Source organism: Kitasatospora sp. NPDC056076 (genome assembly GCF_042266305.1).
Lineage (GTDB): Bacteria > Actinomycetota > Actinomycetes > Streptomycetales > Streptomycetaceae > Kitasatospora.
In genome coordinates this window covers 1-26,300 of record NZ_JBHJWG010000073.1, presented here as the reverse complement: position 1 = coordinate 26,300, position 26,300 = coordinate 1, and the positions used below count along the sequence as shown (strand labels likewise).

The 26,300-nt window shown below is 74.6% G+C and carries 26 protein-coding genes; 16 read left to right on the top strand and 10 right to left on the bottom strand.

Translation table 11 applies throughout. The features are described from left to right. Positions 1 to 128 precede the first annotated feature (128 nt). Entirely contained in the window at positions 129 to 758 is a 630-nt protein-coding gene (locus ACFC1T_RS36125; RefSeq protein ID WP_375896380.1) for a maleylpyruvate isomerase N-terminal domain-containing protein, read from the bottom strand. A 209-nt stretch (positions 759 to 967) separates the two neighbouring features. Between ACFC1T_RS36125 and ACFC1T_RS36120 the strand changes: the two genes are divergently transcribed. The 4 genes from ACFC1T_RS36120 to ACFC1T_RS36105 all read left to right on the top strand — a co-directional run bounded on the left by ACFC1T_RS36120 (position 968) and on the right by ACFC1T_RS36105 (position 4,055). Further along, positions 968 to 1,585 (top strand): LysE family transporter, encoded by a 618-nt coding sequence (locus ACFC1T_RS36120; protein WP_375896378.1) that lies wholly within the window; start codon positions 968 to 970, stop codon positions 1,583 to 1,585. Between the two features lie 271 nt (positions 1,586 to 1,856). Further along, positions 1,857 to 2,576, top strand: coding sequence for a TetR/AcrR family transcriptional regulator (locus ACFC1T_RS36115; RefSeq protein ID WP_375896375.1), 720 nt, complete (start codon positions 1,857 to 1,859; stop codon positions 2,574 to 2,576). Between the two features lie 51 nt (positions 2,577 to 2,627). Continuing rightward, positions 2,628 to 2,966, top strand: a complete 339-nt coding sequence (locus tag ACFC1T_RS36110) for a hypothetical protein (RefSeq protein ID WP_375896373.1) — start codon at positions 2,628 to 2,630, stop codon at positions 2,964 to 2,966. A 15-nt stretch (positions 2,967 to 2,981) separates the two neighbouring features. Beyond that, positions 2,982 to 4,055 carry a M14 family zinc carboxypeptidase gene (locus ACFC1T_RS36105; protein ID WP_375896370.1) on the top strand — a complete coding sequence of 358 codons (1,074 nt, stop codon included), beginning with the start codon at positions 2,982 to 2,984 and terminating at the stop codon, positions 4,053 to 4,055. A 184-nt stretch (positions 4,056 to 4,239) separates the two neighbouring features. On the opposite strand, the gene ACFC1T_RS36100 is transcribed toward ACFC1T_RS36105, so the two are convergent. Beyond that, positions 4,240 to 4,866, bottom strand: coding sequence for a TetR/AcrR family transcriptional regulator (locus tag ACFC1T_RS36100; protein ID WP_375896367.1), 627 nt, complete (start codon positions 4,864 to 4,866; stop codon positions 4,240 to 4,242). Positions 4,867 to 5,015: 149 nt separating this feature from the next. Between ACFC1T_RS36100 and ACFC1T_RS36095 the strand changes: the two genes are divergently transcribed. From ACFC1T_RS36095 to ACFC1T_RS36085, 3 genes are read left to right on the top strand one after another with little or no spacing between them, the layout of a single operon-like run. Then, entirely contained in the window at positions 5,016 to 5,774 is a 759-nt protein-coding gene (locus tag ACFC1T_RS36095) for an SDR family oxidoreductase (protein ID WP_375896364.1), read from the top strand. Then, positions 5,771 to 6,586 (top strand): SDR family oxidoreductase, encoded by an 816-nt coding sequence (locus ACFC1T_RS36090; RefSeq protein ID WP_375896363.1) that lies wholly within the window; start codon positions 5,771 to 5,773, stop codon positions 6,584 to 6,586. The genes ACFC1T_RS36095 and ACFC1T_RS36090 overlap by 4 nt, the downstream gene beginning before the upstream one ends. Beyond that, positions 6,583 to 7,566, top strand: coding sequence for an NADPH:quinone oxidoreductase family protein (locus tag ACFC1T_RS36085; protein WP_375896360.1), 984 nt, complete (start codon positions 6,583 to 6,585; stop codon positions 7,564 to 7,566). The genes ACFC1T_RS36090 and ACFC1T_RS36085 overlap by 4 nt, the downstream gene beginning before the upstream one ends. Before the next feature lie 61 nt (positions 7,567 to 7,627). On the opposite strand, the gene ACFC1T_RS36080 is transcribed toward ACFC1T_RS36085, so the two are convergent. After that, complete coding sequence (locus tag ACFC1T_RS36080; RefSeq protein WP_375896359.1) at positions 7,628 to 8,272, bottom strand: MerR family transcriptional regulator; 645 nt, start codon at positions 8,270 to 8,272, stop codon at positions 7,628 to 7,630. Between the two features lie 120 nt (positions 8,273 to 8,392). On the opposite strand from ACFC1T_RS36080, the gene ACFC1T_RS36075 reads away from it, so the two are divergent. After that, positions 8,393 to 8,818, top strand: coding sequence for a DUF3291 domain-containing protein (locus ACFC1T_RS36075; RefSeq protein WP_375896356.1), 426 nt, complete (start codon positions 8,393 to 8,395; stop codon positions 8,816 to 8,818). Here the strand turns inward: ACFC1T_RS36075 and ACFC1T_RS36070 are convergent. Continuing rightward, complete coding sequence (locus tag ACFC1T_RS36070) at positions 8,802 to 9,623, bottom strand: NAD(P)H-binding protein (RefSeq protein WP_375896353.1); 822 nt, start codon at positions 9,621 to 9,623, stop codon at positions 8,802 to 8,804. The genes ACFC1T_RS36075 and ACFC1T_RS36070 overlap by 17 nt on opposite strands. Before the next feature lie 81 nt (positions 9,624 to 9,704). Here ACFC1T_RS36070 and ACFC1T_RS36065 point away from each other — a divergent pair, with 81 nt between their 5' ends. Next, entirely contained in the window at positions 9,705 to 10,118 is a 414-nt protein-coding gene (locus ACFC1T_RS36065) for a winged helix-turn-helix transcriptional regulator (protein ID WP_375896350.1), read from the top strand. A gap of 15 nt (positions 10,119 to 10,133) precedes the next feature. Here ACFC1T_RS36065 and ACFC1T_RS36060 read toward each other — a convergent pair whose 3' ends face one another. After that, the gene (locus ACFC1T_RS36060; protein WP_375896347.1) at positions 10,134 to 11,423 is read right to left on the bottom strand and encodes an alpha/beta hydrolase family protein; all 1,290 of its coding nucleotides are present in this window, start codon (positions 11,421 to 11,423) and stop codon (positions 10,134 to 10,136) included. A 298-nt stretch (positions 11,424 to 11,721) separates the two neighbouring features. On the opposite strand from ACFC1T_RS36060, the gene ACFC1T_RS36055 reads away from it, so the two are divergent. After that, on the top strand, positions 11,722 to 14,457 hold the full coding sequence (locus tag ACFC1T_RS36055; RefSeq protein WP_375896345.1) for an AAA family ATPase: 2,736 nt from the start codon (positions 11,722 to 11,724) through the stop codon (positions 14,455 to 14,457). A gap of 80 nt (positions 14,458 to 14,537) precedes the next feature. Here ACFC1T_RS36055 and ACFC1T_RS36050 read toward each other — a convergent pair whose 3' ends face one another. Both ACFC1T_RS36050 and ACFC1T_RS36045 read right to left on the bottom strand, forming a co-directional pair. Continuing rightward, complete coding sequence (locus tag ACFC1T_RS36050; protein ID WP_375896344.1) at positions 14,538 to 15,749, bottom strand: acyl-CoA dehydrogenase family protein; 1,212 nt, start codon at positions 15,747 to 15,749, stop codon at positions 14,538 to 14,540. A gap of 5 nt (positions 15,750 to 15,754) precedes the next feature. Further along, on the bottom strand, positions 15,755 to 16,783 hold the full coding sequence (locus ACFC1T_RS36045; RefSeq protein WP_375896341.1) for a phosphotransferase family protein: 1,029 nt from the start codon (positions 16,781 to 16,783) through the stop codon (positions 15,755 to 15,757). 343 nt (positions 16,784 to 17,126) lie between these two features. On the opposite strand from ACFC1T_RS36045, the gene ACFC1T_RS36040 reads away from it, so the two are divergent. The 3 genes from ACFC1T_RS36040 to ACFC1T_RS36030 all read left to right on the top strand — a co-directional run bounded on the left by ACFC1T_RS36040 (position 17,127) and on the right by ACFC1T_RS36030 (position 19,838). Continuing rightward, on the top strand, positions 17,127 to 17,378 hold the full coding sequence (locus ACFC1T_RS36040) for a hypothetical protein (RefSeq protein WP_375896339.1): 252 nt from the start codon (positions 17,127 to 17,129) through the stop codon (positions 17,376 to 17,378). 98 nt (positions 17,379 to 17,476) lie between these two features. Then, positions 17,477 to 18,418, top strand: coding sequence for a trypsin-like serine peptidase (locus ACFC1T_RS36035; protein WP_375896336.1), 942 nt, complete (start codon positions 17,477 to 17,479; stop codon positions 18,416 to 18,418). A 157-nt stretch (positions 18,419 to 18,575) separates the two neighbouring features. Then, a complete protein-coding gene (locus tag ACFC1T_RS36030) occupies positions 18,576 to 19,838 on the top strand; it encodes a hypothetical protein (RefSeq protein ID WP_375896335.1) in 1,263 nt (420 codons plus the stop codon). A 7-nt stretch (positions 19,839 to 19,845) separates the two neighbouring features. Here ACFC1T_RS36030 and ACFC1T_RS36025 read toward each other — a convergent pair whose 3' ends face one another. After that, positions 19,846 to 20,217, bottom strand: coding sequence for a hypothetical protein (locus ACFC1T_RS36025; RefSeq protein WP_375896334.1), 372 nt, complete (start codon positions 20,215 to 20,217; stop codon positions 19,846 to 19,848). Between the two features lie 89 nt (positions 20,218 to 20,306). Between ACFC1T_RS36025 and sigJ the strand changes: the two genes are divergently transcribed. After that, positions 20,307 to 21,233 carry an RNA polymerase sigma factor SigJ gene (sigJ, locus tag ACFC1T_RS36020; protein WP_375896331.1) on the top strand — a complete coding sequence of 309 codons (927 nt, stop codon included), beginning with the start codon at positions 20,307 to 20,309 and terminating at the stop codon, positions 21,231 to 21,233. Positions 21,234 to 21,267: 34 nt separating this feature from the next. Here sigJ and ACFC1T_RS36015 read toward each other — a convergent pair whose 3' ends face one another. Beyond that, positions 21,268 to 23,274, bottom strand: coding sequence for a transglycosylase domain-containing protein (locus ACFC1T_RS36015; RefSeq protein WP_375896329.1), 2,007 nt, complete (start codon positions 23,272 to 23,274; stop codon positions 21,268 to 21,270). Between the two features lie 179 nt (positions 23,275 to 23,453). Between ACFC1T_RS36015 and ACFC1T_RS36010 the strand changes: the two genes are divergently transcribed. Together ACFC1T_RS36010 and ACFC1T_RS36005 are read left to right on the top strand one after the other, a co-directional pair. Further along, on the top strand, positions 23,454 to 24,563 hold the full coding sequence (locus ACFC1T_RS36010; protein WP_375896326.1) for a hypothetical protein: 1,110 nt from the start codon (positions 23,454 to 23,456) through the stop codon (positions 24,561 to 24,563). Positions 24,564 to 24,802: 239 nt separating this feature from the next. Beyond that, positions 24,803 to 25,309: a GNAT family N-acetyltransferase gene (locus ACFC1T_RS36005; protein ID WP_375896323.1), complete on the top strand. Its 507-nt coding sequence runs from the start codon at positions 24,803 to 24,805 to the stop codon at positions 25,307 to 25,309. Positions 25,310 to 25,374: 65 nt separating this feature from the next. Here ACFC1T_RS36005 and ACFC1T_RS36000 read toward each other — a convergent pair whose 3' ends face one another. Then, the gene (locus ACFC1T_RS36000) at positions 25,375 to 26,274 is read right to left on the bottom strand and encodes a Gfo/Idh/MocA family protein (RefSeq protein ID WP_375896383.1); all 900 of its coding nucleotides are present in this window, start codon (positions 26,272 to 26,274) and stop codon (positions 25,375 to 25,377) included. Positions 26,275 to 26,300: the final 26 nt, after the last annotated feature.

Here is a 26,300-nt window from a genome sequence, read left to right as displayed (position 1 = left end):
CGAGGCCGACAGATCCGGTTGAGGACCCGAGGTCAGTCAGAGGTTGAGTCAGACCTGCCCGGGAACCGCTCATGAACATCCTCACTGTCAGTGGTCGACGGGCTCGGCGGATGACGGGCAGCACCGGCTCAGCGGATGACGGGCAGCACCGGCTCCGAAGCGCGGCCCGCCGCCGCCTCGATGAAGGCCACCGGGTCGGCGACCTCGGCCAGCAGCCCGCGGGTGAACCGCAGCGCCCCCTCGGCCGGGGCGGGGCCGCCGACGGCCGCGACCAGGTCCAGCAGGTGGACGGTCGCCTCCATCAGCGCCACCTCGCCGAGCGCCCCGACCGTGACGCTGCCGAGCAGCGGGTGCGCCACCACGGTGCTCGGCGGCAGGTCCGCGAGTCCGGCCAGGGCCTCCGGGCCCTCGGTGCCGAACCGGGCGATCAGCGCCGCCGGTTCGCTCGCCCTGGCCGCTTCCCTGGCCAGCTCGGCGACCTGTCCGGCGGCGGTGTGGGCGAGCCCGCCCGGCCGGTTGAAGGTCCGCAGGACGTCCGCCCCGCAGGTCAGTTCGGCCGGACCGTCCAGGACGGCCCCGCGCAGTCCGGTGAACATCTCCGGCACCGGTGCCACGTGCGCGTACAGGTCCCGTACGGTCCACTCGGTCAGCCGGGTCGGCCGGTCCCAGTCGGTCGCCCCGAGGGCCGCGCCGCGTTCCGCCCAGGACCGCCAGGCCTCGGCCAACAGCTCGCGCACGTGGTCGTTCTGACTGGTCATCGGGGGCCTCCTCGAAGCAGTGTCCACGGAGTGCCCCACGCTACCCGCCCTCACCGGAGAAACCACTTGCACCCCCGGCACCCCGCCCGCCACCATCACCGCATGACCACCGCACCCGCCCGCCCGCTGCCCGTGACCGCCGCCGCCCGCCCGGCCGCCGGTCAGCAGCAGCAGCCCGGCCACCCCCGGAGGCCCGACCGCGCCCTCGCATGAGGGCCGCGCTGGTCGCGGGGCTGCTCGCCGGGTGGGGCGTCGCCGTCCCGGTGGGGGCCGTCGGGGCCTACCTGGTGGCGCTCAGCGCCCGGACCTCGCTGCGCACCGGGGCCTGCGCCGCCCTCGGCGTGGCCACCGCGGACGGGCTGTACGCCGTGCTGGCCGCCCTCGGCGGCAGCGGCCTCGCGCCGCTGCTGGCGCCGGTGGCCACACCGCTGCGGATCGCCTCCGCCCTCGTCCTGCTCGCCCTGGCCGTCCGCACCGCCGCCACCGCCCTGCGCACCCCCGGCTCCGCCGCCCTGGCGGCCCAGACCCCGCCCGGCCCCGCCCGGGCCTTCCTGACCCTGCTCGGGATCACCCTGCTCAACCCGCTGACGGTGCTCTACTTCGCCGCCCTGGTCCTGGGCGACGGCCCCGGCAGCCCGACGGGCCCGCTCGCCCGCACGGTCTTCACCCTCGCCGTTTTCGCCGCCTCGGCGAGCTGGCAACTGCTGCTCGCCCTCGGCGGCGCCCTGCTCGGCCGGGCCCTGACCGGGGCCCGCGGCCGCCGGTGGACCGCCCTGGGCTCGGCCGCGCTGGTGGGCTGGCTCGCCGTCCGGCTGCTGCTGCAATGACCCGACCCGGCCGCACCGGGCCCTGCCCAGCCGCACCGGGCCCTACCCAGCCGCAGCAGGCCCCACCGGGCCACACCCGGTCACCGGTTGCGCTCCGTTACCGACCGGGGCACGACCGGGCCTGTTTTCCGGCTATTCGTCCCTTGTATCCTGGTTCTGTATCCGCTGTGTAACCTGCGACCTGCCCGGCCCCGGCCCCCTCCGGCCCCGCCGCCCGGCACGGCCGACGGCCCGGCGGCACCGACTCGGAGGAGTTCGGAGGAGTGCGGACATGGCTGAGCGGGACGGCCCCGAGAAGCGCGGGCGCCTGAGTCGCCCCCTGGTGCTGGACGCCGCCGTCGCCCTGGTGGACCGCGAGGGGCTCGGCGCGCTGACCATGCGCAGGCTGGCGGCGGAGCTCGGCGTCGAGTCGATGGCCCTGTACCGCTACACCCCCGGCAAGGAAGCCCTGCTGGACGGCCTGACCGAGGCCTACTTCACCGAGATCAACACCCAGCTGCGCACCGGCGTCGGCGGCGGCCACGAGCACGGCTGGCGGACGGAGCTGCGCCGGATCGCCCAGGCCTTCGCCGTCGTGGCGCACGCCCACCCCGAGATCCTGCCGCTGGTCGCCACCCGCCCGCTGGCCGTCCCGGTGTCCCGCCGCCCGGCGCCGGCCCTCGCCCTCACCGAGCACATCCTGGCGGTGCTCGCCCGGGCCGGTTTCGACGACACCACCGCGCTGACGATCTACCGCACCTTCGTGGCCTGGAACCTGGGCTCCCTGCTGGTGGACAAGCGCCAGGTGGTCGACAACCCGGACGAGCCGGACCCGGTGCTGCGCCTCGGCCTGCACCGGCTGCCCGCGGCCGACTACCCGCGGCTGCGCGCGCTGGTCCCCCGCTTCGCCGACTTCGACGACCGGGCCGAGATGCTGGCCGGCCTGGACCGCCTGCTGGACGGGATGCCGGAGCCGCCCCTTGACGACTTCTACGGCGAAGGCGGATCCTGAGGATACGAGGTACACGTCGGACATATCCGTACGAATCCCCCCGAGGTCGTCATGTCCGCTGTCCCCATCACACCCCCCACACCACCCCGGCCCGACATCCTCAGGCTCCGCGTCACCGCCCGGGACGCCGACACCCTGCGCGCCCTGCTGCGCGAGGTCCGCCCCGACACCGGCGGCCGCCCGCGGCAGGAGTCCGACGGCAGCGTCGGCATCGACGTCTACGCCCCGGAGAACCGGGTCGCCGCGCTCGAACGCGAGGGCGTCACCGTCACGCGGACCGGCAACGCCAGCGAGCACGGCCGGGCCGCCCAGGCCGAGGTCGGCACCGGCGACCGCTACGCCGCCGACGACGCCGTCCCGCACGGCCTGGCCGCCAAGCTCGCCGGCTGAACCGGGAGGCCCGTCATGTCCTACCTGAACATCACCGAGGTCGAGTCCGCCGTGACCAGCCTGGCCGCGTCCTACCCCGGTTCCGCCCTGCTGATCACCCTCCCCGAACCGTCCGTCGAGGGCCGCACCTCCCACGCCCTGCAGATCGGCCGCCCCTCGCGCATCCCCAAGGACGCCGTGATGCTGATCGGCGGCGTGCACGCCCGAGAGTGGGGCAGCTGCGAGATCCTCGTCCACTTCGCCGCCGACCTGCTGGAGGCCTTCCGGACCGGCACCGGCCTGGGCTACGGCTCCACCACCATCACGGCCCAGCAGGTGCAGGACCTGCTGCTCCGGCTCGACCTGGTGGTCCTCCCCCTGGTCAACCCGGACGGCCGACTGCACAGCCAGACCGTCGACCCGATGTGGCGCAAGAACCGCAACCCGGCCAACTCCGGCGGCAGTTCGGACCCGGACTGCATCGGCGTCGACCTCAACCGCAACTACGACTTCCTCTTCGACTTCACCACCGCCTTCGCCCCGACCGCCACCCCCCAGGTGTCCACCTCCCCGTGCGACCAGCAGGTGTACGAGGGCCCGAGCGCCTTCTCCGAGCCCGAGACCCGCAACGTCCGCTGGCTGCTGGACCACTACCCGGGGACGCGGTGGTTCGTCGACGTGCACAGCTACTCCCAGGACATGCTCTACAACTGGGGCGACGACGAGAACCAGTCCGGGGACCCGGACATGAACTTCCGCAACACCTCCTACGACGGCAAGCGCGGACTGCCCGGCGACACCGCGTACGCCGAGTACATCCCCAAGGACGACGTCGACACCGCCCTCGAACTCGCCACCGCCTTCTGCCGGGGCGTCCAGGGCGTGCGCGGCACGGCGTACACGCCGCTGACCGGGTTCCACCTCTACCCGACCAGCGGGACCAGCGACGACTACGTCTTCTCCCGCCACTTCGTCGACCCCGCCCAGGGCAAGGTGCTCGGCTTCACCGTCGAGTGGGGCAAGGAGTTCCACCCGGCGTGGGCGGAGATGGAGCGGATCGTCCTCGACGTGGACGCCGGGCTGGTGAAGTTCTGCCTGGCCACCGCCTGACGGCCCTCCCCCGGCAATCCTCCGGAGCCACCGTGCCCGACAGCAGGGCGCCCGCCACGACCGGTCGTGGCGGGCGCCTTGGCGTTGGCGTTGTACGCCTACGAGGCACACGTACTCCGTATACGATTCTGCTCGCCGTCCGGAGCCCGGTCAAGCCCGTGCCCCCGTCGAGCCCGTGACCCGGTCAGACCTGGGCGCCGAGCATCCGCAGCACCAACTCGCCGTAGCGGCGGCCGAGTTCCTCCGGCGTGCCGGAGGAGCGCTCGGTGTACCAGCGGGAGACGTCGATGCCCAGCGAGGTGACCGCGCGGGCCGCCGTACGCACCTCCGAGACCTCGAACTCCCCGGCCGCCACACCCGCTTCGATCAGCGCGCTGACCTCGCGCTCGATGTCCAGACGCAGCGCCGCGACCTGGGCGTAGGCGTCCTCGGGCAGGGCGTGCAGCTCGTAGTTGACCACCCGGCCGACCGTCCGGGCCCGGGCGTGCCAGGCGGTGAACTGCTCGACCACGCGCCGCATCCGCTCGGCCGGGCCGCCCTCCCCGGCCGCCGCCTCCCGGACCAGGGTGAGGGTGGCGGCGTGGCCGGCCCGGCTGATCTCGGCGAGCAGGGCGGCCTTGGACTGGTAGTGGATGTACAGCGCGGCGGGGCTCATGCCCGCCGCGGTGGCGATGTCCCGGGTGGTGGTGGCGTGGAAGCCGCGCTCCGCGAACGACTCGACGGCCGCCTGGAGCAGCCGGTACGCCGCCTCGGGGCGGGTGTCGGCGCCCGGCATGGTCGGCCAGAGGTCGGCGATGGGCGTGCTGGTCATGGCGCCATCCTCCCAGAGAAGTCGTACAGGCATTCCCGCCGGCCGCTCCGGTGCGGCCCGGCGGACTGTTGACAGGCTCTCGCACCGACAGCATGCTGAGCAAGCGCTTAGTCAGCACTCCAGAGCAGACCGGAAAGGCAGGACCCTCCGTGGTGCACTCCTTCAAGGGCCGGGTGGCCGTCGTGACCGGATCGAGCCGGGGCATCGGCCTCGGCATCGCCCGCGAACTGGTCGACCGCGGCGCCAAGGTCTGCCTGACCGCCCGCAACCCCGAGCCGCTCGCCGAGGCCGTCCGCGACCTGGGCGGCCCGGACAACGCGATCGCGGTCGCCGGCAAGGCCGACGACCCGGCCCACCAGGAGGAGGCGGTCGCCCGCACCCTGGAGGCCTTCGGGCGGCTCGACCACCTGGTCAACAACACCGGCATCAACCCGATCTACGGGCCGGTCCTGGAGACCGACCCCGACGCGGCCGCCAAGATCTTCGCCGTCAACGTGCTCGGCCCGCTGGCCTGGACCCGCCGGGCCCACGCCGCCTGGATGGGCGAGCACGGCGGCTCGGTGGTCAACGTCGCCTCGGTCGCCGGCATCCGCGCCTCGCTCGGGATCGGCATGTACGGCATCAGCAAGGCCGCGCTGATCCGGCTCACCACCGAACTCGGCGCCGAGCTGGGCCCGCAGGGCATCCGGGTCAACGCCGTGGCCCCCGCCGTGGTGAAGACCAAGTTCGCCGAGGCGCTGTACGAGGGCCGGGAGGAGAAGGTCGTCAAGGCCTACCCGCTGGGCCGGCTCGGCGTCCCCGAGGACGTCGCGGGCGCGGTCGCCTTCCTGCTCTCCCCGGAGTCCGGCTGGATCACCGGCCAGACCCTGGTGGTGGACGGCGGAGTCACCCTCGGCGGTGGGCTGTGAGCGGCGCCCCCGCCGGACCGGCCGGGCCGAGCGGCGACCTGACCGGCCAGGGCGTCGTGGTGACCGGCGCCGGCCGGGGCATCGGCGCCGCGCTCGCCCGGGCCTTCGCCGCGGCCGGCGCCCGGGTGGTGGTCAACGACCTGGACGCCGACGCCGCCCGCACGGTCGCCAAGGAATGCGGCGGCACCGCCCTCCCCGGGGACGCCGCCTCCGCCGAGGGCCTCGCCGCCCTGGTCGGGCGGGCCCGCGCGGAGCTCGGCGAGATCGACGTGTGGTGCGCCAACGCGGGCGTCGCCCCGATCGGCGGCGCCGACGCCCCCGCCGAGGCCTGGACGAGCGCCTGGGAGGTCAACGTCCTGGCCCACGTACGAGCGGCCGACCTGCTGCTCCCCCGCTGGCTGGAGCGCGGCCAGGGCCGCTTCCTGGCCACCGTCTCGGCCGCCGGGCTGCTCACCATGCTCGGCTCGGCCCCGTACGCGGTCAGCAAGCACGGCGCGCTCGCCTTCGCCGAGTGGCTCTCCGCCACCTACCGCCACCGCGGTGTCCGGGTGCACGCGCTCTGCCCCCAGGGGGTGCGCACCGACATGCTGGCCTCCACCGGCGCGGTCGGCGAGGCGCTGCTGGTGCCGACCGCCCTGGACCCGGCGGAGGTCGCCGAGGCGGCCCTGGCGGCGCTGCGGGAGGAGCGGTTCCTGATCCTGCCGCACCCCGAGGTCGCCGAGTACTACCGCGTCCGGGCCACCGAGCCGGACCGCTGGATCGCCGGGGTGAACCGGCTCCAGCAGGGGCTGGAGAAGGGCGGGGCGCTGTGAGGGCCTGGCAGGTCACCGAACTCGGCGAGCCGGCCGCGGTGCTGCGGCTCGCCGAGGACGCCGCCCGGCCGGTGCCGGGCCCGGGGCAGCTGCTGGTCAAGGTCCGGGCGGCGGCGGTGAACTTCCCGGACGCGCTGATGGTGCGCGGGCACTACCAGGTCCGCCCGCCGCTGCCGTTCACCCCGGGTGTGGAGCTGTGCGGCGAGGTCGCGGACGGCGCCCGGCGCGGCGAGCGGCTGATCGGCAACCCGGTGCTGCCGCACGGCGCCTTCGCCGAGTACGCGCTGCTGGACGCCGCGGCCGCGTTCCCGGCGCCCGAGGCGCTGGACGACGCCGAGGCGGCGGCGCTGCACATCGGCCACCAGACCGCCTGGTTCGCCCTGCACCGCCGGGCCCGGCTGCGGGCCGGGGAGACCCTGCTGGTGCACGCGGCGGCCGGCGGGGTCGGCAGTGCGGCCGTCCAGCTCGGCCGGGCCGCCGGGGCCCGGGTGGTCGCCGTGGTCGGCGGCCCGGCCAAGGCCGAGGCGGCCCGGGCGCTCGGCGCCGACCTGGTGGTGGACCGGACGGCCGACGGCCCGGCCGGGGACTTCGTCGCCGCCGTCAAGGAGTTCACCGGCGGGCGCGGCGCGGACGTGGTCTTCGACCCGGTCGGCGGCGAGGCCTACACCGGCTCCACCCGGTGCGTGGCCTTCGAGGGCCGGATCGTGGTGGTGGGCTTCGCCGCCGGGCAGATCCCGGCCCCGGCGCTGAACCACGCCCTGGTGAAGAACTACACGATCCTCGGCCTGCACTGGGGCCTGTACAACACCCACGACCCGCGGGCCGTGCGCGCCGCCCACGACGCGCTGACCGAGCTCGCCGAGCAGGGCGTGGTCCGCCCGCTGGTCAGCGCCCGGGTCCCGCTGGCGGAGGCCGCGGCAGCCGTCCAGCTGGTCGCCGACGGGCGCAGCACCGGGCGGATCGCCGTCCTGGGCGAGTAGCCCGAGGGACGGCTTCACCGACGGACGGCTTCACCGACGGACGGCTGCACCGACGGACGGCTCAACCGCCGCGCCGGGCGGACTCGTTCTCCTGGGCCAGCCGCCGCAGCGCGAGCAGCGCCGGCTCCAGGAGGACGGTCCGCAGCAGGGCCCGCTCGGCCTGTTCGAGCGGGTCGGCGTCCGGGTCGAGCTGGTCGAGGTCGAGGACGGCGGTCCGCTCGGCCAGTTCGGCGTAGCCGCGCAGGGTGGCGGGGTCGAGTGCGGCGCCGAGCGAGCGCAGGGTCTCCAGGGTCTCGCCGAGCGCGGCCCGGGCGGGGGCGTACTCGGAGACCTCCCAGCCGAGGGCGCCGATCAGCGCGTCCACCTCGGCGGCGCCGGGCGCCGGTTCGGGCGCCGGTTCGGGTGCCGATTCGGGCGCCGAGGCGTCCTCGTCCACCGGCCGCGCCCCGAGCACCAGGCCGAGCACCTGGTGCCGCTCCCCCGCGTGCTCGGCCACCGCGCCGAGCACCTCCCGGGTGGCGCTGACGCTCAGCCCCCGCACCCCGATCAGCGCGCGCACCAGGCGCAGCCGCCGCAGGTGGCTCTCGTCGTACTCGGCCTGGGTGGCGGCGGTGGCCCGGCCGGGCGGCAGCAGGCCCTCGCGCAGGTAGTACTTGATGGTCGCGGTCGGGACCGCGCTGCGGCGGCTCAGTTCGGAGATCCGCACGGCGGACACCTCGGGCTTTCCTCTGGTCGGGCTTTCCCCTGGCATTTGGATACCAGCACTGTCTAACATAGATAGTGCCACTACCCAATGTGGCGCCCTCGCCGAGGAGAAGAGTCAGCCATGCCCACGCTGCCCTGGATCACCCCGAATCCGCCCGCCCCCGGCACCCGGGCGGTCGTCATGGCCTCCCGCTTCGAGGTCCACTCACTCGCCGACGTCCCGCGGTTCTTCCTCCGCTCGCTCGCCGTCTGGCGCCAACTCCGCACCACCCCGGGCGCGTTGGGCGCATCGCTGATCGCCCGGCCGCTCCGGCGGACCTTCTGGACGCTGTCCGCCTGGGAGAGCCGCGAAGCCCTGAACGCCTTCGCCGCCGCCGAACCCCACCGCAGCACCATGACCGGACTGCGTTCCACCATGCGGGAGTCCACCTTCACCTTCTGGGACACCCCGGTCGAGCGGCTGCCGATCGCGTGGCCGGACGCCCACGCCCGGATCGACGCCCAGCGCGCCGCCGACCGGGGCCCGGGGACTAGCGTCCCGCGATGACCTCCAGCGCCGGGCGCGGCGGGCGGCCCAGCAGCGCCGCCAGGTCGCCCGGCCCGCCCGGCCCGGCCAGGAAGCCGTGCGCGATCGCCGAGTAGGTGCCCACCGTCATCGGCACCTGGAAGTCGTGCAGCGCGTCCGAGGCCGCCAGCGCCGTCCGGGCCTGCGCGAGCCCGCCCGGACGGTACTCGGCGCCCAGCACCCCGGCCACCTCCGCACCGCCGACCGCCCGCTCCCCGACCAGCTCGTACGTCCGCCCCGCGTGCCCGGCGGGCGCCAGCGCCACCTTCGCCGCCGCCTCGGCCAGGTCCGCCCGCGCCACGGCCGCCAGCCGCCCCGCCCCCAGCGGCGCGGTGATCACCCCGTCCGGGCCGGGCGCGGCGATCGCGGCCAGCAGCTCCGCGTAGAGGCCGTTGCGCAGCACCGTCCAGCGCAGCGTGCCGGACTCGCGCAGCCGGCGCTCCGTCCAGCGGTGCGCCAGCGCGTACGGCAGGTGGTCGCCGTCGCCGGAGAGGCTGGTGTAGACGACGTGCTCGACGCCCGCCCGCTCCGCCGCCCCGATCGCCGCGCCGTGCCGGGCGATCACCACGTCGTCCTCGGCGGCGCCCGCCGAGATCAGCAGCAGGGTCCGGACCCCCGCGAAGGCCTCGGCGAGGGTCTCCGGCCGGTCGAAGTCCACCAGCCGGACGGGCACTTCGGCCTCCACCGCTCCGGGCGTCCGGCTCCCGGCCAGCACGCCCTCGCGCGCGCCGAGCCGCTCCAGCACGAGTGTGCCGAGACCTCCGTTGACACCGGTGACGAGCAGCATGGTTCTCCTCCTGAAACGGACGGTCCTCGGGAACGGGACCATCCTCGGTAGCCTGGGCGTCCGGCGTAAGGAGGCACTTCCATGTCCGTAGGGCACAGCGCGGTAACCACTCCCCGTCCGGTCGTCTGGTGCGAGGACGACGTGGACTGCGGGATCCGCGACCTGCTGACCCGGCTCGGCGACAGGTGGTCCGTCCTCGCCGTGGTCGAACTCGCCGGGGGCGTACGGCGGTTCCGCGAGCTGCAGCGCGCCCTGCCGGGGATCTCGCAGCGGATGCTGACCCTGACGGTGCGCCGGCTGGAACGCGACGGGCTGGTCACCCGGACCGTCCACCCGACCGTCCCGCCGCAGGTGGAGTACGAGCTGACGGAGCTCGGCCACAGCCTGACCCACCTGGTGCGGGCGATGGCGGACTGGTCCTACGCCCACCACGACGCCATGCTCGCCTCCCGGCAGCGGTGGGACGAGGCCAACCCCGGCTCGGAGATCCGCTGAGGGGTCCGCCGTCGGCTACCGCTCGTACGTCAGCTCCGGGAAGCGGTCCGAGGGGCCGTCCAGCAGGTGGTCGTCGTGGCCGCGCAGCCAGCGGTCGAGGAAGGACGCCACGCAGGAGCGGGTGGCGAGCTCGGCACGGTCGGGGCGGACGTCGCCGACGTCCGCGGCCAGCACCTCCGGGGTGACGGCGCCCTGGCGGGCGAGCAGCGGGAGCAGGGACTGGGCGTCGGTGTAGGAGCCGTGCCGGGAGCCCTCCAGGGTGAGGTCGGCGTGCCAGCCGGTGCTGTGCTGCCACAGGGCGTCCCAGCCGGGCTGCCGGTGGTAGCTCCCGGAGTCGGACTCCCGGGTGCCCATCAGCAGGAACGGGCGGTCCAGGCCGTCCTCGACGAAGTCGGGCAGGAAGACGCCGGTGCGGCCGTCGGGGCCGGGGAAGTGCAGCTGGCCGTCCAGGTTGACCGCGGCGGCGATCCGCGGGTCGTCGTGCATGGCCTGGAGGGCGGTGAAGCCGCCCGCCGAGTGGCCGACCATGCCGATCCGGTCCAGGTCCAGCGAGGCGCCGACGCCGGCCGGCAGGCCCGGGGCGCGGCGCAGCCCGGAGAGTTCGTCCAGCACGAAGCGGGTGTCCGCCACCCGGGCGGCCAGGGACTTGCGCAGCACGGCGCCGACGTCCAGGCCGGGCTGCCGGAGCATGGCGGGGAACACCGAGGTGGCCAGCTCCCCGTCGGGGAAGGCGACTTCGGAGGCCTCGTAGGTGTGGTCGACGGTGACGACCACGTAGCCGCGCGAGGCGAGGTCCTCCACCAGGGCCGTCCCCCAGGTGCGCGGGTCGCCCAGCCCGGGCGAGTACAGCACCACCGGGCGGGGGCCGCCGGGCCGGGCCGGGGCGTCCCGGCGGGCGTGGGTGAGGATCCCCGACCAGTCCGTACTGCCGGGCCGCACGTGGTAGTTGAGGTCGCCGACGCCGCTGTCGCCGCCGAAGTGCGCCCCGGCCGCGGGCTCCATGTAGCGGGCCCGCTCCCCGCCGGTGGCCGGGCGGGCGGTCGGGTACCAGAGACTGACCATCACCTCACGCGCCCGGCCCGGCTTCCAGGGGTCCTCCCGTCCGGCGTCGGTCAGCCGCAGCGAGGTCGTCCCGATCGGGTACGGCCCGGTCGGCCGCGGCAGCCAGGCCGTGGCCTGCCGCCCGGCCCCGCCGTCCACCGCCGGCGCCGCCACCGCGCCCACCGCGCCCGGCGCACCCGTCACCCCGAGCGTCGCCGACGCCGCCAACAGCACCGCCGCCACGGCCCGTCCCCGCCTGCCCATGCCAGCCTCCTCGTCCCGTTCGGTCACGGAGCAGACGCTACGGGCGGGGCGCGCCGGGGCCGTCGTACCGGGGAGCCAAGTCCCCCCGACTACTCCGGTATGACACCCTTACGGGCCAGGCGGGTACGCCCCGGGCCAGGCGGGCCCAGGGCCCTGCCGGTCCACCGTCCGCCCGGCCGGTCCGGGTCCGTCATACTGGACCTGACCAGGGCGTTCGCGGCCGGGCGGAGCAGGTTCCCCGCCGCCGGACCGGCCCCGGCGCACGGGTGGGTGAGTGGTCCTCGGGAGGGAAGCAGCTGTGGCGGATTCCGGCACGCCCGAAGCCGGGTGCCCGCTGATCGGGCGCGACCGCGACCTGCGGCTGCTCCGCGAGCGGCTGCGCCTGGGCAGCGGCGGCGGCGCGCTGCTGCTCTCCGGGGAGGCCGGGGTCGGCAAGAGCGCCGTGCTGGACGCGCTGGCCGCCGCCGCGCCCGCCGACGGCGCCCGGGTGCTCCGGGCCTCCGGCGTCGAGTTCGAGGCCCACTGCGGCTACTCGGTCCTCAACCAGCTGTTCTTCCCGCACCTCGCCGCCCTGGAGCGGCTCGACACCCCGCTGCGCGCCGCCCTGCGGGTGGCGCTCGGCTTCGACACCGGTCCGGCCCCGGAGCACCTGCTGGTGTCCAACGCGGTGCTGCGGCTCCTCCAGGCCGTGGCCGACGGGCGGCCGCTGCTCCTGCTCGTCGACGACCTGCACTGGGTCGACCCGGCCAGCACCGCGGTGTTCGGCTCGGTCGCCCGCCGGGCCCCCGGCCTGGACATCGCCTTCCTGGCCGCGGCCCGCCCCGGCGAGCTCGGCCCCCGGGACGCCGACGCCCTGCCCGCCCACGACCTGCCGCCGCTGGCCGAGGAGGCCGCCGGCCGCCTGCTCGGCAGCCGCTTCCCCGACCTCTCCCGCAGCGCGCACCGCAGGGTGCTGGCCGAGGCGGGCGGCAACCCGCTGGCCCTGCTGGAACTGCCGACCGCCCTGCCGCCGGCCCCGGTGGACTGCCCGGCCGTACCGCCCGTCCCCGTGACGCCGATCGCCGTCTCGTCCCTCGGCAACCGGCTGGAGCGGCTGTTCGGCGCCCGGGTGGCCGGCCTGCCCGCCCCCTCCCGCCGACTGCTGCTGCTCGCCGCGCTGGAGGGCACCGGCGACCTCGGCGTGCTGCGGGCCGCCGCCCGCCGGGCCGCCGAGGAGCTCGGCACGGGCTCCGGCCCGGGCCAGAGCCCGGAACACGGACCGGAACACGGCCCGGACGACGGCCAGAAACCGGACGACGGCCAGGACCCGGAACACGGCCAGGACCCGGAGCACCGCCGGGACGACCTCGCGCCGCTGGAGCAGGAGCGGCTGGTGCACGTCGAGGAGGGCGGCCGCCGGCTGGCCTTCCGCCACCCGCTGATCCGCTCCGCCGTGGTCGGCCAGGCCCCGAGCAGCGCCCGGCGCGCCGCCCACGCGGCCCTGGCCGCCGCCCTGGCCGGCCGGCCCGAGCGCCGGGCCTGGCACCTGGGCGAGGCCACCCTCGAACCGGACGAGGAGGTCGCCGCGCTCCTCGCCCACGCCGCCGGGCTCAGCCTGCGCCGCGGCGACGCCTCCGGCGCCATGCGCACCCTGGTCCGCTCGGCCGAGCTCACCCCCGACGGACCGCAGCGCGGCCGCCGCCTCGCCGAGGCCGCCTACCTCGGGGCCGAGTCCACCGGCGCCCTCACCAGCGCCCGCCGACTCCTCGACCACGCCCGGCAGGCCGCCCCGGTCGGCGACGGCTCGCTGCACTCCGCCACCGCCGCCGCCCTGCTGCTCCTCAACGGCGACGGCGACGTTCCCGCGGCGCACCGCCTGCTCACCTCCGCCATCGAGTCCGCGGCCGCCGCCCACGGCCACCGGGCCGAGGACAAGGCGCTGGTCGACGCCCTGCACGTCCTGGCGGTGCTCTGCTTCTTCGGCGCCGACGAGGCCCTGTGGCAGTCCTACTACCGGGCCGTGGAGCGCCTCACCCCCGGCCCGCCGGCCTTCCTGGCCGTCCTCGGCCGCACCTTCTCCGACCCCGCCCGCACCGGCGCCGCCGCCCACGGCCCGCTCGACGCGCTCACCCTCGCCCTGGCCGCTGCCCCGGTCGGCGAGGCCGACCCGGTCCTCACCACCCGGGTCGGCACCGGGGCGCTCTACCTCGACCGGCTCGGCGAGGTCCGCACCCCCGCCTGGCAGGTGGTCCGCGCCGGGCGCGAGGGCGGCCCGGCCCGGCGCTACATCTCCGCCCTCATCCACCTCTGCCTGGACGACTACCTCACCGGCGCCTGGGACGAGGCGCTCGACCTCGCCCGGGAGGGCCTCGGCGCCTGCCGGGAGCACGGCTACGACGCCTTCGCCTGGTACTTCCAGTACATCGAGGCGATCGTCCTGGGCGCCCGCGGCCACACCGCGGAGAGCCTCGCCACGGCCGGCACCGTGATCGACTGGGCCACCCGCCACCGCGCGCCCTGCGCCGCCCACTACGCCCACCACGCCGCCGCCGTGGCGGCCCTCGGCGACGGGGACCACGCGCTCGCCCACCGGCACGCCGTCGCGGTCAGCCCGGCCGGCACCCTCGCCTCGCACGCCCCGCACGCCCTCTGGGTGGCCGCCCACCTGGTCGAGGCCGCCGTCCGCGGCGACCGCCGCGAGGAGGCCGCCGCCCACGTCCGCGCGATGCGCGAGAACGGCATCGCCGCCGTCTCCTCCCGGCACGCCCTGCTGGTCGAGGCCTCCGCCGCGCTGTGCGCCGAGGACGACGAGGAGGCACTGCGGCTGTTCGCCCTCGCGCTGGACACCCCCGGCGCCGAGCGCTGGCGCTTCGACCACGCCCGGGTCCAACTGGCCCAGGGCGAACGGCTGCGCCGGACGGGGGCGTCCGCCGGGGCCCGGGCACCGCTGCGCGCCGCCCTCGCGAGCTTCGAGGCCCTGGGCGCCACCCCGTGGGCGGACCGCGCCAGGGCCGAACTGCGCGCGGCGGACCGGCCCGGCCAGCTGACCATCTGACCGCCTGACCACGGGCCGACCGCGCCCGTCGCGTCTGCCACCTGCCGCCTGCCGGGGCCGTCCCCCGGCAGGCGAGGTGCTCAGCGGTACTGCTTGAGTTCCCGCCGGGCCAGGGAGCGCTTGTGCACCTCGTCCGGCCCGTCCGCGAGGCGCAGGGTGCGGTTGCCGGCCCAGAGTTGGGCGAGCGGGGTGTCCTGGCTGACACCGGCGGCACCGTGGGTCTGGACGGCCTTGTCGAGGATCCACTCGACCGTGCGCGGGGTGGCGATCTTGATGGCCTGGATCTCGGTGTGCGCGCCGCGGTTGCCGACGGTGTCCATCAGCCAGGCCGTCTTGAGCACCAGCAGCCGCAACTGCTCGATCCGGACCCGGGATTCGGCGATCCAGTCCTGCACCACGCCCTGCTCGGCGAGGGGCCGGCCGAAGGCCACCCGCTCGCTCGCCCGGCGGCACATCAGCTCCAGCGCGCGCTCGGCGATGCCGATGGCCCGCATGCAGTGGTGGATCCGGCCCGGGCCGAGCCGGGCCTGGGCGATGGCGAAGCCGCTGCCCTCCTCGTCGATCAGGTTCTCGACGGGCACCCGGACGTCCTCGAACAACACCTCGGCGTGGCCGCCGTGGTCGGCGTCGTCGTAGCCGAAGACCGTCATGCCGCGCTTGACGGTGAGGCCGGGGGTGTCGCGCGGCACCAGCACCATGCTCTGCTGGCGGTGCGGGGCGGCGTCCGGGTTGGTCTTGCCCATCACGATGAACAGCTTGCAGTCCGGGTTCATCGCGCCGGTGATGTACCACTTGCGGCCGTTGACCACGTACTGGTCGCCGTCGCGCTCGATCCGGGTGGCGATGTTGGTGGCGTCCGAGGAGGCCACCTCGGGCTCGGTCATCGCGAACGCGGAGCGGATCGCGCCGTCCAGCAGCGGCCGCAGCCAGCGCTCCTGCTGCTCGGCGCTGCCGAACTGGGCGAGGAGTTCCATGTTGCCGGTGTCGGGGGCCGCGCAGTTGAGGGCCGGCGGGGCCAGCTGGATGCTGCGGCCGGTGATCTCGGCGAGCGGGGCGTACTGGAGATTGGTGAGACCGGCGCCGTGCTCGCCGGGGATGAACAGGTTCCACAACCCTTGTTTGCGGGCCTCCGTCTGGAGGTCGGCGACGACGGGCGGGACGCTCCAGGGAGTGCGGTCCGGGTCGGCGAGCTGCTGGGCGAGGGTGCTCTCGGCCGGGTACACGTGCTCGGCCATGAAAGCGAGGAGTTGCTCGCGGAGTACGTTCGTCCGGGCGTCGTAGGCGAAGTCCATGGCTGTCAGCTCTCCTTGAGGGTGGTCAGTCCGTGCCGGGCGAGGATCGGGGCCATCTCGCCCGCGCGCTCGAACCCGGCGCCCAGGGTGCGGCCCTGCTGGAAGCGGTAGTGGATGCCCTCGGCGATGACGGCCAGCTTGAAGGAGGCGAAGGCCACGTACCAGTCCAGGTCGGTGGCCTGGCGGCCGGTCAACTCGGCGTAGTACGAGACGATTTCCTCGGCCTTGGGGAAGCCGGGGGCGGTCATGGCGTCGGGGATGATGCCGCCGCCGATGCCGGCGATCTCGGTGTACATCACGAGGAGGCCGATGTCGGTGAGCGGGTCGCCGAGAGTCGACATCTCCCAGTCGAGGACGGCGGTGATGGCGTCGGTGTCGTCGACCAGGACGTTGTCGAGCCGGTAGTCGCCGTGCACCAGTGCGGGCGCGGGCGAGACGGGGCGCCGTTCGGCGAGCAGGGCGTGCAGCCGGTCGAGGTCGGGGAGGTCGCGGGAGCGGGACTTCTCCAACTGGGTCGACCAGCGGCGCAGTTGGCGCTCCAGGTAGCCCTCGGGCCGGCCGAAGTCGTCGAGGCCGACGTCGGCGGGATCGATCCGGTGCAGGGCGGCGAGGGTCTCGACCAGGCGGCGGCCGAGGGCGGAGACACGGTCCTCGCCGAGGGCGGCGAGGGCCTTGCGGGAGCGGTGCGCGACACCGTCGACGTGCTCCATGAGGTACCAGGGGGCGCCGAGCACGTCGGTGCCGTGGTCGATCAGCAGCATGCGGGGGACGGGGACATCGGTGTCCCGGAGGGCGGACATCACCCGGTGCTCACGGCCCATGTCGTGCGCGGTGGCGAGGACGTGCCCGAGCGGGGGGCGCCGGAGGACCCAGCGGCCGGTGCCGTCCGTGAGCACGTACGTGAGGTTCGAGCGGCCCCCCTCGACCAGCTCGGCCCGCAACGGCCCCCGGACGAGGCCGGGCAGCTCGGTGTCCAGACGGGTGCGCAGCCGCACCAGATCCAAACCGGGCAGGTCAGCGGGGCTCTCGACCATCGGGCGGCTCCTCGGGACGGCGGATCATTGACTAAGCGCTTGCTTAGCATTCAACCGGAGGATGCCCCCTGTCAATGCCGTGAGCCCCCGGACCGACCGATCCGGGGGCTCACGGGAGGGAAGGAGGGGGTCGGATCCCGCCAATGCATCACCAGGGGGCTGAGCATCCGCTCCAAGGTCCGGATCGACTTCCGATGATGGACGGCGACACGGCACCATGGCTACAGCAAGTGATGCATCGATCGCTATGCGCTACAACGGAGACAGCCATGCCCCCCAACACCCCCTGCACCCCCGTGCGCGGCTTCCAGGCCGCCGGCTTCACCCAGGCGGCGACCGGCCGATGAGCGACCGCTACGCCATCCTCCCCGCCGACTCCCCGCGCGGTACCCACTACCAGGCCTGGGTCATCCGGGACCGCGCGACCACCGAGTGCGTCAAGGCCCTCCCCCCGGCCGACGAGCCGCTCCGCTTCTACTCGTACGCGCAGGCGCAGGCCTGGGTCCGGACCAACACTCCCACCACCTTCGAGGTCCGCCTGATCGACTCCTCCAGCCCCGAGGACGCCGAGGCCTTCCGACGCACCATCGGCTGATCGGCCGACAGTGAGGGTGAGCCGGCCCCGATCGTGGGCACCCACAACTGCGGGTGCCCGCATCGAAGCCCCCCTCATCCAGCCGGAAGGGACCACCCATGGCGTCCAGGTTCACCACAGCCATCGCCGTCGCCCTCCTCTCCACCGCCGCCCTCGCCCCGACCGCCACCGCCGCGACCCCACCCACCACCAGCACCGCCAGCGCCGCCGCACAGCTCAGCGCCTACTGGACCCCCGCCCGGATGGCCGCCGCACTCCCCCTCGACACCAAGGCCGCCCGGCCCACCGCCGACGGCCCCCGCCCCGGCGAGTACATCCCCCCGAGCCGCAGCTTCGACGGCATCCCCCAGGTCGGCGCCTTCTTCTGGACCGACGCCACCGGCACCGGCCGCACCTGCAGCGGAGCCGTCGTCCACAGCCCCGGCCGCGACCTGGCCCTGAGCGCGGGCCACTGCCTCAAGGGCTACGCGGGCGGCTCCCCCGCGCGGCACCTGGCGTTCGTCCCGCAGTACCACGACGGGCTCACGCCCCTCGGCGTCTTCCCGGTCCGGGCGAACGGCGTCCACGTCGCACAGGAGTACTACGACCGGGGCGAACACGCGGGCGCCGCCTACGACTTCGGCTTCGCCGTCACCGAGCCCAACCAGGCGGGTGACGCACTGGAGGACGTCGCGGACTCGGTGCAGTTGCTCACCGGCACCGGGTACGCCCACGCCCCGGTCCGGATGATCGGCTACCCGGGCGGCGCCCCGAAACCCGTGGAGTGCCTCAGCCGGACCACCCGTTGGGCCAGCGACGACCCCGCCGACCCGGGCACCTTCGAGCGCATCGCCTGCGACGGCTTCACCGGCGGCACCTCCGGCGGCCCCATGCTGATCCCCTGGTTCGGCGGCTGGGCCGTGATCGGCCTCATCGGCGGCTACCACACCGGCGGCAACACCCCCCAGATCTCCTACAGCGCCCCCTTCGGCCCGGCCGTCCGAGCTCTGTACGAGGCCACCATCAGCGGCGCCCCACCGGCCGGCGGCCCGGCGTCCTGAGCCGAGCCAGCGCCCGACGGAGCCTCAGTCCGACCACCCGTCCGACCACCCGTCCGAAAATCCGTACGACCATCCGTGCAACGTTTCCGACGGCTCAGGTCATCGATCTAGGGAGAACCCTGTGTGATCGAAACTGTCGCCGAAGGAAAGGGAATCCGTGCGGACTGCTCGCGGTGCGGTCGTCCTGTTGGCCGTGGGGGTCGTCGCGTCCCTCACGCTCACCACGGGGGACTCCTTCTCCGAGAGCAGACCCAACGCCGCCGCCCCCGATCCCGACCCGGCGGCCCCGGAGGCGAGCGCCGCCGACACCCCGGCGCCCCCGCCCACCCCGACGCCGACGCCCACCTGGGACGGCCAGGTCCACGTGCTCGGGGACGGCTCCACCTCCTACACCGGCCCGCAGCCCAAGCAGCCGAAGCCGGAGAAGCTGAAACCGGGTGAGAAGCCGCCGCAGTTCGTCGTCTTCTCCTGGGACGGCGCCCTGGAGGGCGACGACCGCCTGTTCTCCCGCTTCCGCAAGCTGGGCGCGGACAACAACGCCCAGATGACGTACTTCCTGAGCGGCCTCTACACCCTGCCCAAGTCCAAGAAGTCGCTCTACCACCCGCCCCAGCACGACCCGGGCGCCGCCTCGATCGACTACGCGACCGACGCCCACATCAAGGACACCCTGGAGCAGCTGCGCCTCGCCTGGCTGGACGGCAACGAGATCGGCACCCACTTCAACGGGCACTTCTGCGGCTCCAAGGGCGGCGACGACTGGAGCACCGAGGAGTGGAAGAGCGAGCTCGACCAGGCCGTCTCCTTCGTCACCAGCTGGAAGACCAACACCGGCCTCAAGAACATGCCGCCGCTGCCCTTCGACTACACCAAGGAGCTGGTGGGCGGCCGCGCCCCCTGCCTCCAGGGGCAGAAGAACCTCCTCCCGGCCGAGAAGGCCGCCGGCTTCCGCTACGACGCCAGCTCTCCGGGCGAGTTCCAGGTCTGGCCGGTCAAGAAGGGCGGCATCTGGAACTTCCCGCTCCAGATGCTGCCCTTCCCGGCCAAGTCCTCCCAGGGCCTCTCGATGGACTACAACTTCCTGGCCGGCCAGTCCGGGGACACCACCAAGGGCGACCCGAAGAAGTACGCCGACTGGGAGAAGGAGGCCCGGGACAGCTACCTGGCCGGCTTCAACCGGGTCTACAACGGCAGCCGCGCCCCGCTGTTCATCGGCAACCACTTCGAGGACTGGAACGGCGGCATCTACATGGACGCCGTCGAGGACGTGGTGAAGAACGTCTGCCACCAGGACGGCGTCCGCTGCGTCTCCTTCCGCCAGGTCGCCGACTGGCTGGACGCCCAGGACCCGAAGGTCCTCGACAGGCTCCGCCAACTCGACCCCGGCCAACCGGGCGACTGGTCCCGCCTGGTGAAGTGACCGACGCTCAGCCCGTACGACGGGCGAGCGCCAGCAGGCTCAGTCCGAACATCAGCACCCCCAGCGGGAGATGGACCGCCGGGACGTGCGCGATGCCGAGCACGACCTGCACCGAGGCGAGCGCCAGGAAGCCGGCCGCCTCCCCCACCGGCCGCACCGGCCCGCCGCCCGGCTTCCAGGCCAGCACCGCCGCGAGCAGGTAGAGCATCGACGCCCCGTACATCACCCGGGCGCCGACGCCGTGCAGCGTCTCCCCGTAGGAGGTGGTCAGCAGCAGTCCGGCGGAGACGGCCTGGAGCAGGATCGTCACGGTCTGCAGGGCGATCGCGGCCCGCAGGAACGGGAACCGGTGCGTCGCGGTGGTCGTCGGGGTGGCCATGTCGTGGTCCTCTTCTCCGCCCGGGGGCAGTGGATCGGTAGGGTCTCACCGATCCGACGACGCAGGCCCGTGAAAGGTAAGGCGAGCGCATGACGGCAGCGGGGGCGGACACCGACGCGACCTTCGGCGAGCGGCACCGACTGGTCAACGTCGCCTACCGGCTGCTCGGCTCGCTGACCGAGGCCGAGGACGCCGTGCAGGAGGCCTACGCGCGCTGGTACGCCCTGCCGCCCGGCCGGCGGCGGGAGGTACGGGCCCCCGGCGCCTGGCTCACCACCGTCACCGGCCGGATCTGCCTGGACCTCCTGGGCTCGGCCCGGGCCCGGCGCGAGCGCTACGTCGGCGCCTGGCTGCCCGAACCGCTGCCGGGACCGCTGTCGGCAGGGCTGCCGGCGGGGCTGCCGGAACCGCTGTCGGACCGGGCCGGGAGCGCCGATCTCGCCGACCTGATCGTCCTGGACGAGTCGGTGGCGATGGCCTTCCTGGTCGTCCTGGAGTCGATGACCCCGGCCGAGCGGGTCGCCTTCGTCCTGCACGACGTCTTCCGCTACTCCTTCGCCGAGATCGCCGCCGTCCTCGACCGCACCCCGGCGGCCTGCAAGCAGCTGGCCTCCTCCGCCCGCCGCCGGGTCGGTGCCGCCCCGGCCCCGGCGACGCCGACCGCGCGGGCCGACACCGTACGGCGGGTCAAGGAGGCCTGGCAGAGCCGGGACATCGCGGCCCTGGTCGCCGTCCTGGACCCGGCCGCCGTGATGACCGCCGACGGCGGCGGCCTGGTCGGCACCGTGCTGCGCCCGGTGGCGGGCGGCGCGCTGATCGCCCAGTACATGCTGGCCGTCGCCGACCGGGCCCCGGGCATGGAGCTGCTGGAGTGCCCGGTCAACGGCGCGCCGGGCCTGGTGGCCCGGCGCGACGGCGTCGTGCTGACGGTGGCCGCGTTCGACGTCGCGGACGGCCGGGTGACCGGGATCTGGGTGGTCCGCAACCCGGAGAAGCTCCGCCCGTGGGCCCGCTGAACGACAGCGGCCACCGCCACGACTACGGCTACGGCTACTGCCCGGCGGCCTTCATGAACGCCGTCCAGATCCGCCCCGGCAGGTCCGAGTCCGGGGTGTCCGGAGCGGCTCCGCCGACCCCCTCCAGGGACTGCAGCTTCATGTCCTTGAGGTCCGCCCGGAACACCGTGACCGCCGTCGACAGCTGCCCGTTGTAGCCGACGGTCCACCCCGCGGTGCGGTCCGGGGTGGTGCCGGGCTTCGCCGCCAGGCCGACGCCCGCGCCCGCCAGCGCCTGGGCGCTGCCGCCGCGGACGGCGCCCTTGAGGGCGGTGTCCACGTCGGCCGCCACGGCCGCGGGCAGTGCCCGGGCGGCGGTGGGCAGCCGCAGGTCGACGGGCTTGCCGTTGCGGGTGACGCCCGACACGGAGTACGGGTCGGTGTGGCTGCCGCCGGACCCGAAGGCGGCGTAGGCGTCGGCGGCGCGGATCGCGCTCGGGGTGGAGTTGCCGACGCCGAAGGCGGGGACCAGCTCGCCCAGGCTCTCGGGAAGCAGGCCGAGGGCCGCCGCGGTCTGCTGCACCTTGTCGAGACCGACGTCCATGCCGAGCTGCATCAGCGGCCCGTTGACGGACTGTTCGACCGCGCTGCGCAGGCTGACCCGGCCCCAGTTCCGCTTGCCGTCGTTGGCGGTCTTGACGATCTTCCCGTCCCGCCCCCAGTACGGCCCCTCCGGGGTCGTCACGTTGACGCCGTTGTCGCCGTCGTACGTCGTGCCGGGCGTCACCGGGGTCCGGCCGCCGTCGCGCCGGCGCTGCACGCCCTGGTCGAGTCCGGCCGCGTACACCAGCGGGGTGAAGGCCGAACCCATCGGCACGGTCGAGGTGTTGGCGTTGTTGAAGCCCTGCTTGCGGTAGTCGGGGCCGCCGTAGAGGGCGACGATCCGCCCGTCCAGGGCGACCGAGGCGGCGCCGACCTTGAGCAGCTTGTCGGCCTCCCGGTTGTCCGGGTCGAGGCCCTTGGTGGCCTCCTGCACGGCTGCGGCCAGGGCGTTGACCTTCGCCTTCTCGAAGGTGGTGCGGATCTGGTAGCCGCCGAGGTCGAACTGGGCCGGGGTGATGTCGCTGTGGCTCTCCACGAAGCCCCTGGACAGGTCGACCAGGTAGCCGATCTGGCCGGCGAGGCCGGCCCCCTTGGGCGGTGTCCGCGGCTCGGGGAACACCGTGTACCGGGCCCGCTCGGCGGCGGAGAGCCTGCCCCCGTCGACCATCCGGTCCAGGATCCAGGACCACCGCTCCACGGCCCGCGCGTGGTTCTCCGGGCTCACCGCCGGGTCGTACTGCCCGGCGCCCTTCAACAGGGCGGCCAGGAAGGCCCCTTCGCTGGGGTCGAGCTGCGACACGTCCTTGCCGTAGTACGCGGCCGCGGCGCGCTCGATGCCGTAACTGCCGCGCCCGAACCAGCTGGTGTTCAGGTAGCCGGCCAGGATGTCCTGCTTGCTCATCCGACGGCCCAGCTTGACCGCGATGACCATCTCGCTGAGCTTGCGGGAGACGTCCTGGCGCTGGTTGAGGTAGATGTTCTTGACGTACTGCTGGGTGATGGTCGAGCCGCCCTGGGTGTCGCCGCCGGTGGCCATCTCGTAGACGGCGCGGCCGATGCCGCTGACCGAGACCCCCGGGTCCGAGTAGAAGGTCTCGTTCTCCGCGGAGAGCACCGCCCACTGGACCGACTCGGGCACCTGGCCCAGCGGTACCTCCTGCCGGTTGGTCTCGCCGATCCGGGCCATCTCGGTGCCGTCCGCCCAGTAGTAGACGTTGTTCTGCTGGGTGGCGAAGGCGTTCAGGTCCTCCGGGACGTGGGTGGTGACGTAGAACCAGCCCGCCAGGCCGGTCAGCACCGCCGTCCCGAGACCGGTCGTCAGGAGCAGCTGGCGCCAGGAGGGGAGCCAGCGCCGGACGCCGCGCCGACCGCGGCGCGGGTAGTCGATCCGCCGCAGCGGACGCCACCTCCGGCGGTCGCTCCGCTCCTCCTCGGCTTCCCCACCCTGCTGTGCGCGCATCCGGTCTCCGATCTCCTGGGGCGGCCCCCTCCACCCCGTCAGATGCCGAACCGGCCGTCCTTTGGGGGGCCGAGATCAGTGTGATCATGTTCATATCGGGCCGGGGGAACCGAACCGCACCCGGGCAATCCGGCCCGTCCGGCCCCGCGCCCCCGGCGGCCTACCGCCACAATGTCGCCATGAGGTTGATCCACACCCTGATCGGCGTGCTGCTGCTCCTGCTCGTCGTGGGCAGCATCCTGCGCACCCTGGTCGTCCCCCGCGGGCTCTACTCGGCCCTGGTGTTCCGGCTCTGGGCGCTACTGCGCACCACCCTGCGGCTGTGGGCCACCCCCTTCGGCACCTACCGGGCGCAGGACCGCGCCCTGACCTGGCTCGCCCCGCTGGTGCTGCTCGGCATGCTCACCGTGTGGCTCAGCGGGATGCTGCTCGCCTACACCCTGCTGCTGCACGGCACCTCGGAACTCAGCTGGTCGATCTCCATCCGGGAGGCCGGCTCCAGCCTCTTCACCCTCGGCTACGCGAGCGGCGAACGCCTCCAGCTGTCCGCGATCGACTTCATGGCCGCCGCCAGCGGCCCGCTGGTGATCGCCCTGCAGATCGCCTACCTGCCCACCCTGTACGCGGCCTACCAGCGGCGCGAGACCGAGGTGACGCTGCTGCAGTCCCGGGCGGGCGAACCCGCCTGGGGCCCGGAGCTGCTCGCCCGGCAGTCCCTGGTCGACACCGAGACCGCGCTCCCCCAGCTCTACCGCGACTGGGAGCGGCTGGCCGCCGACATCGGCGAGAGCCACTCCAACTACCCGGTGCTGCTGGCCTTCCGCTCCCCCCAGCCCAACCGCAGCTGGGTGGTCGGGCTGATCGCGGTGATGGACGCCGCCGCCCTCCACCTCTCCCTCTGCCCGCGCTCCGCCCCGCCCGAGGCCCGGCTGGTGATCCGGGCCGGCTTCACCGCGATGCGCGACATCGGCCGGGCGCTGCGGATCGACTTCGACACCGACCCGGACCCGGACACCCCGATCCGCCTCGGCTACGCCGAGTACCTGGGCGCCGTCGCGATGATCACCGCGGCGGGCTTCCCGCGCGAGCGCCCGGTCGAGGACGCCTGGCGGCACTTCCGCGGCTGGCGGGTCAACTACGAGGCCCTGGCCTACGAACTGGCCCGCCGCGGCGACGCCGTCCCCGCCCTGTGGACCGGCCCGCGCGACTTCCGCGCCCCGGTCATCCCGCCGGCCCGCCCCACCGACCGCCGCCCGGAGTCCTCGGCGCCGGGCCTGCCGCCGGTCTGAGAAGAAATCCCCGACGGCTCCGGAACGGGTCGGGTACACTCGAACGCAGTACGTGCCGATCAGGAGCAGAGAGTAGGGAGGTGGGGTTGATGACCGCGTCGAAGGCCGCCGTGCGCAGCGTCCGGGTCTCCCTCGCGTCCCGGGCCGCGGCCTGACCCTGCCCTGTCCTGCCCCGCCGGGAGCGTGAGCTCGCGGGGCGTCACACGTACACCTCCCAGGAACGGAATCCCCGTACCACCATGCGCAACTGGAACACCCGCGCCGAGACCGGCGCCGACATCCCGACCATTCACGCCGTCAACGCCGCCGCCTTCGACACCCCGGCCGAGGCCGACCTCGTCGACGCGCTGCGCGCCGATCCCGCCTGGCTCGACGGCCTGTCCGTGGTCTCCACCGACGCCGCCGGCACCGTGGTCGGCCACGCCCTGCTGACCCGCTGCCACATCGGCGACGTCCCGGCCCTGTGCCTGGCCCCGTGCGCCGTGCTCCCCGCGTACCAGCGGACCGGCGCCGGCTCGGCCGCCGTCCGGGCCGCCCTCGACGCGGCCCGGGAGCGGGGCGAGCGGTACGTCGTCGTCCTCGGGCACCCGGACTACTACCCCCGGTTCGGCTTCACCCGGGCCTCCACCCACGGCATCGGCCTGACCATCGACGTCCCGGACGAGGCCCTGATGGCCCTCGCCCTGGACGCCGACCACCCGCTGCCCGCCGGCACGGTCCGCTACGCGGCGCCGTTCGGCATCTGACGGAAGGGGGCGGTGGCAGGCACCTCGGTGCCCGCCACCGCCCCCTGAGCACAAACGGACCGGCCTCAGACCGCCACCGGGCCGCCGGCGGCCAGCGACCGTTCGGCCGCCGCCAGCACCTCCACCACCCGCAGGCCGAAGTCGGCCCCGCAGGGGTGCGCCTCGCCGGAGGCGGCGGAGGCCAGCAGGGCGTCCACCGCCCGGTGCAGGGCAACCGTCGGTCCCTCGCCGCGCTCGGGCAGCCGGGCCACCCCGTGCTCACCGCGCAGTTCCATCGCGACGCCGCCGCCCGCGCGCGGCGCGGTCAGGCTCAGCGCCAGCGTGCTGGAGGCGCCGCCGGCGTGCCGGAGCACCAGGTGGACGGTGTCCAGCGGCCCCGCGACGGCCGTGACCTCCGTCGCGTCGCCCAGCACCGGCAGCAGGACGGACAGCGCGTGCGGGCCGACGTCCCACAGCGCGCCCTTGTCCCTGCGCCACGGCGAGGCCGCGTACGGGCTGGTGCTGCCCGGCGCGAACACCGAGCCGAGCCAGTCCGAGCGGCCGGTGAACCAGCCGCCGAGCCCGGCCTGCCGCTCGATCCACGGGATCTGCTCGCCGCCGAAGCGGACGGTGAAGAAGACCACCGAGGCGAGGCGGTGGGTGCGCGCCGCCTCGGCCACCGCCCGGGCGTCCGGCACGGTGAACGCGACCGGCTTGTCCAGCAGCAGGTGGCAGCCGGCCTCGGCGGCCCGGACCGCGAGTCCGGCCTGGACGGACGGCGGCAGGGCGATGGAGACGGCGTCCACCTCGGCCAGCAGCCGGTCCAGGTCGCCGTACCCGGGCACGCCGTGCGCGGCGCCCAGCGCCTCGGCGGCCTCCGGGCGGCGGCCCCAGACGCCGGTGAACTCCAGCTCGGGGTGCTCGGCGAGCACGGGTGCGTGCACCCGCTCCGCCCAGGTGCCGGTGCCCAGCAGTCCGATCCGCACGTTGTCTCCGTTCCTCGGTGTGCCGC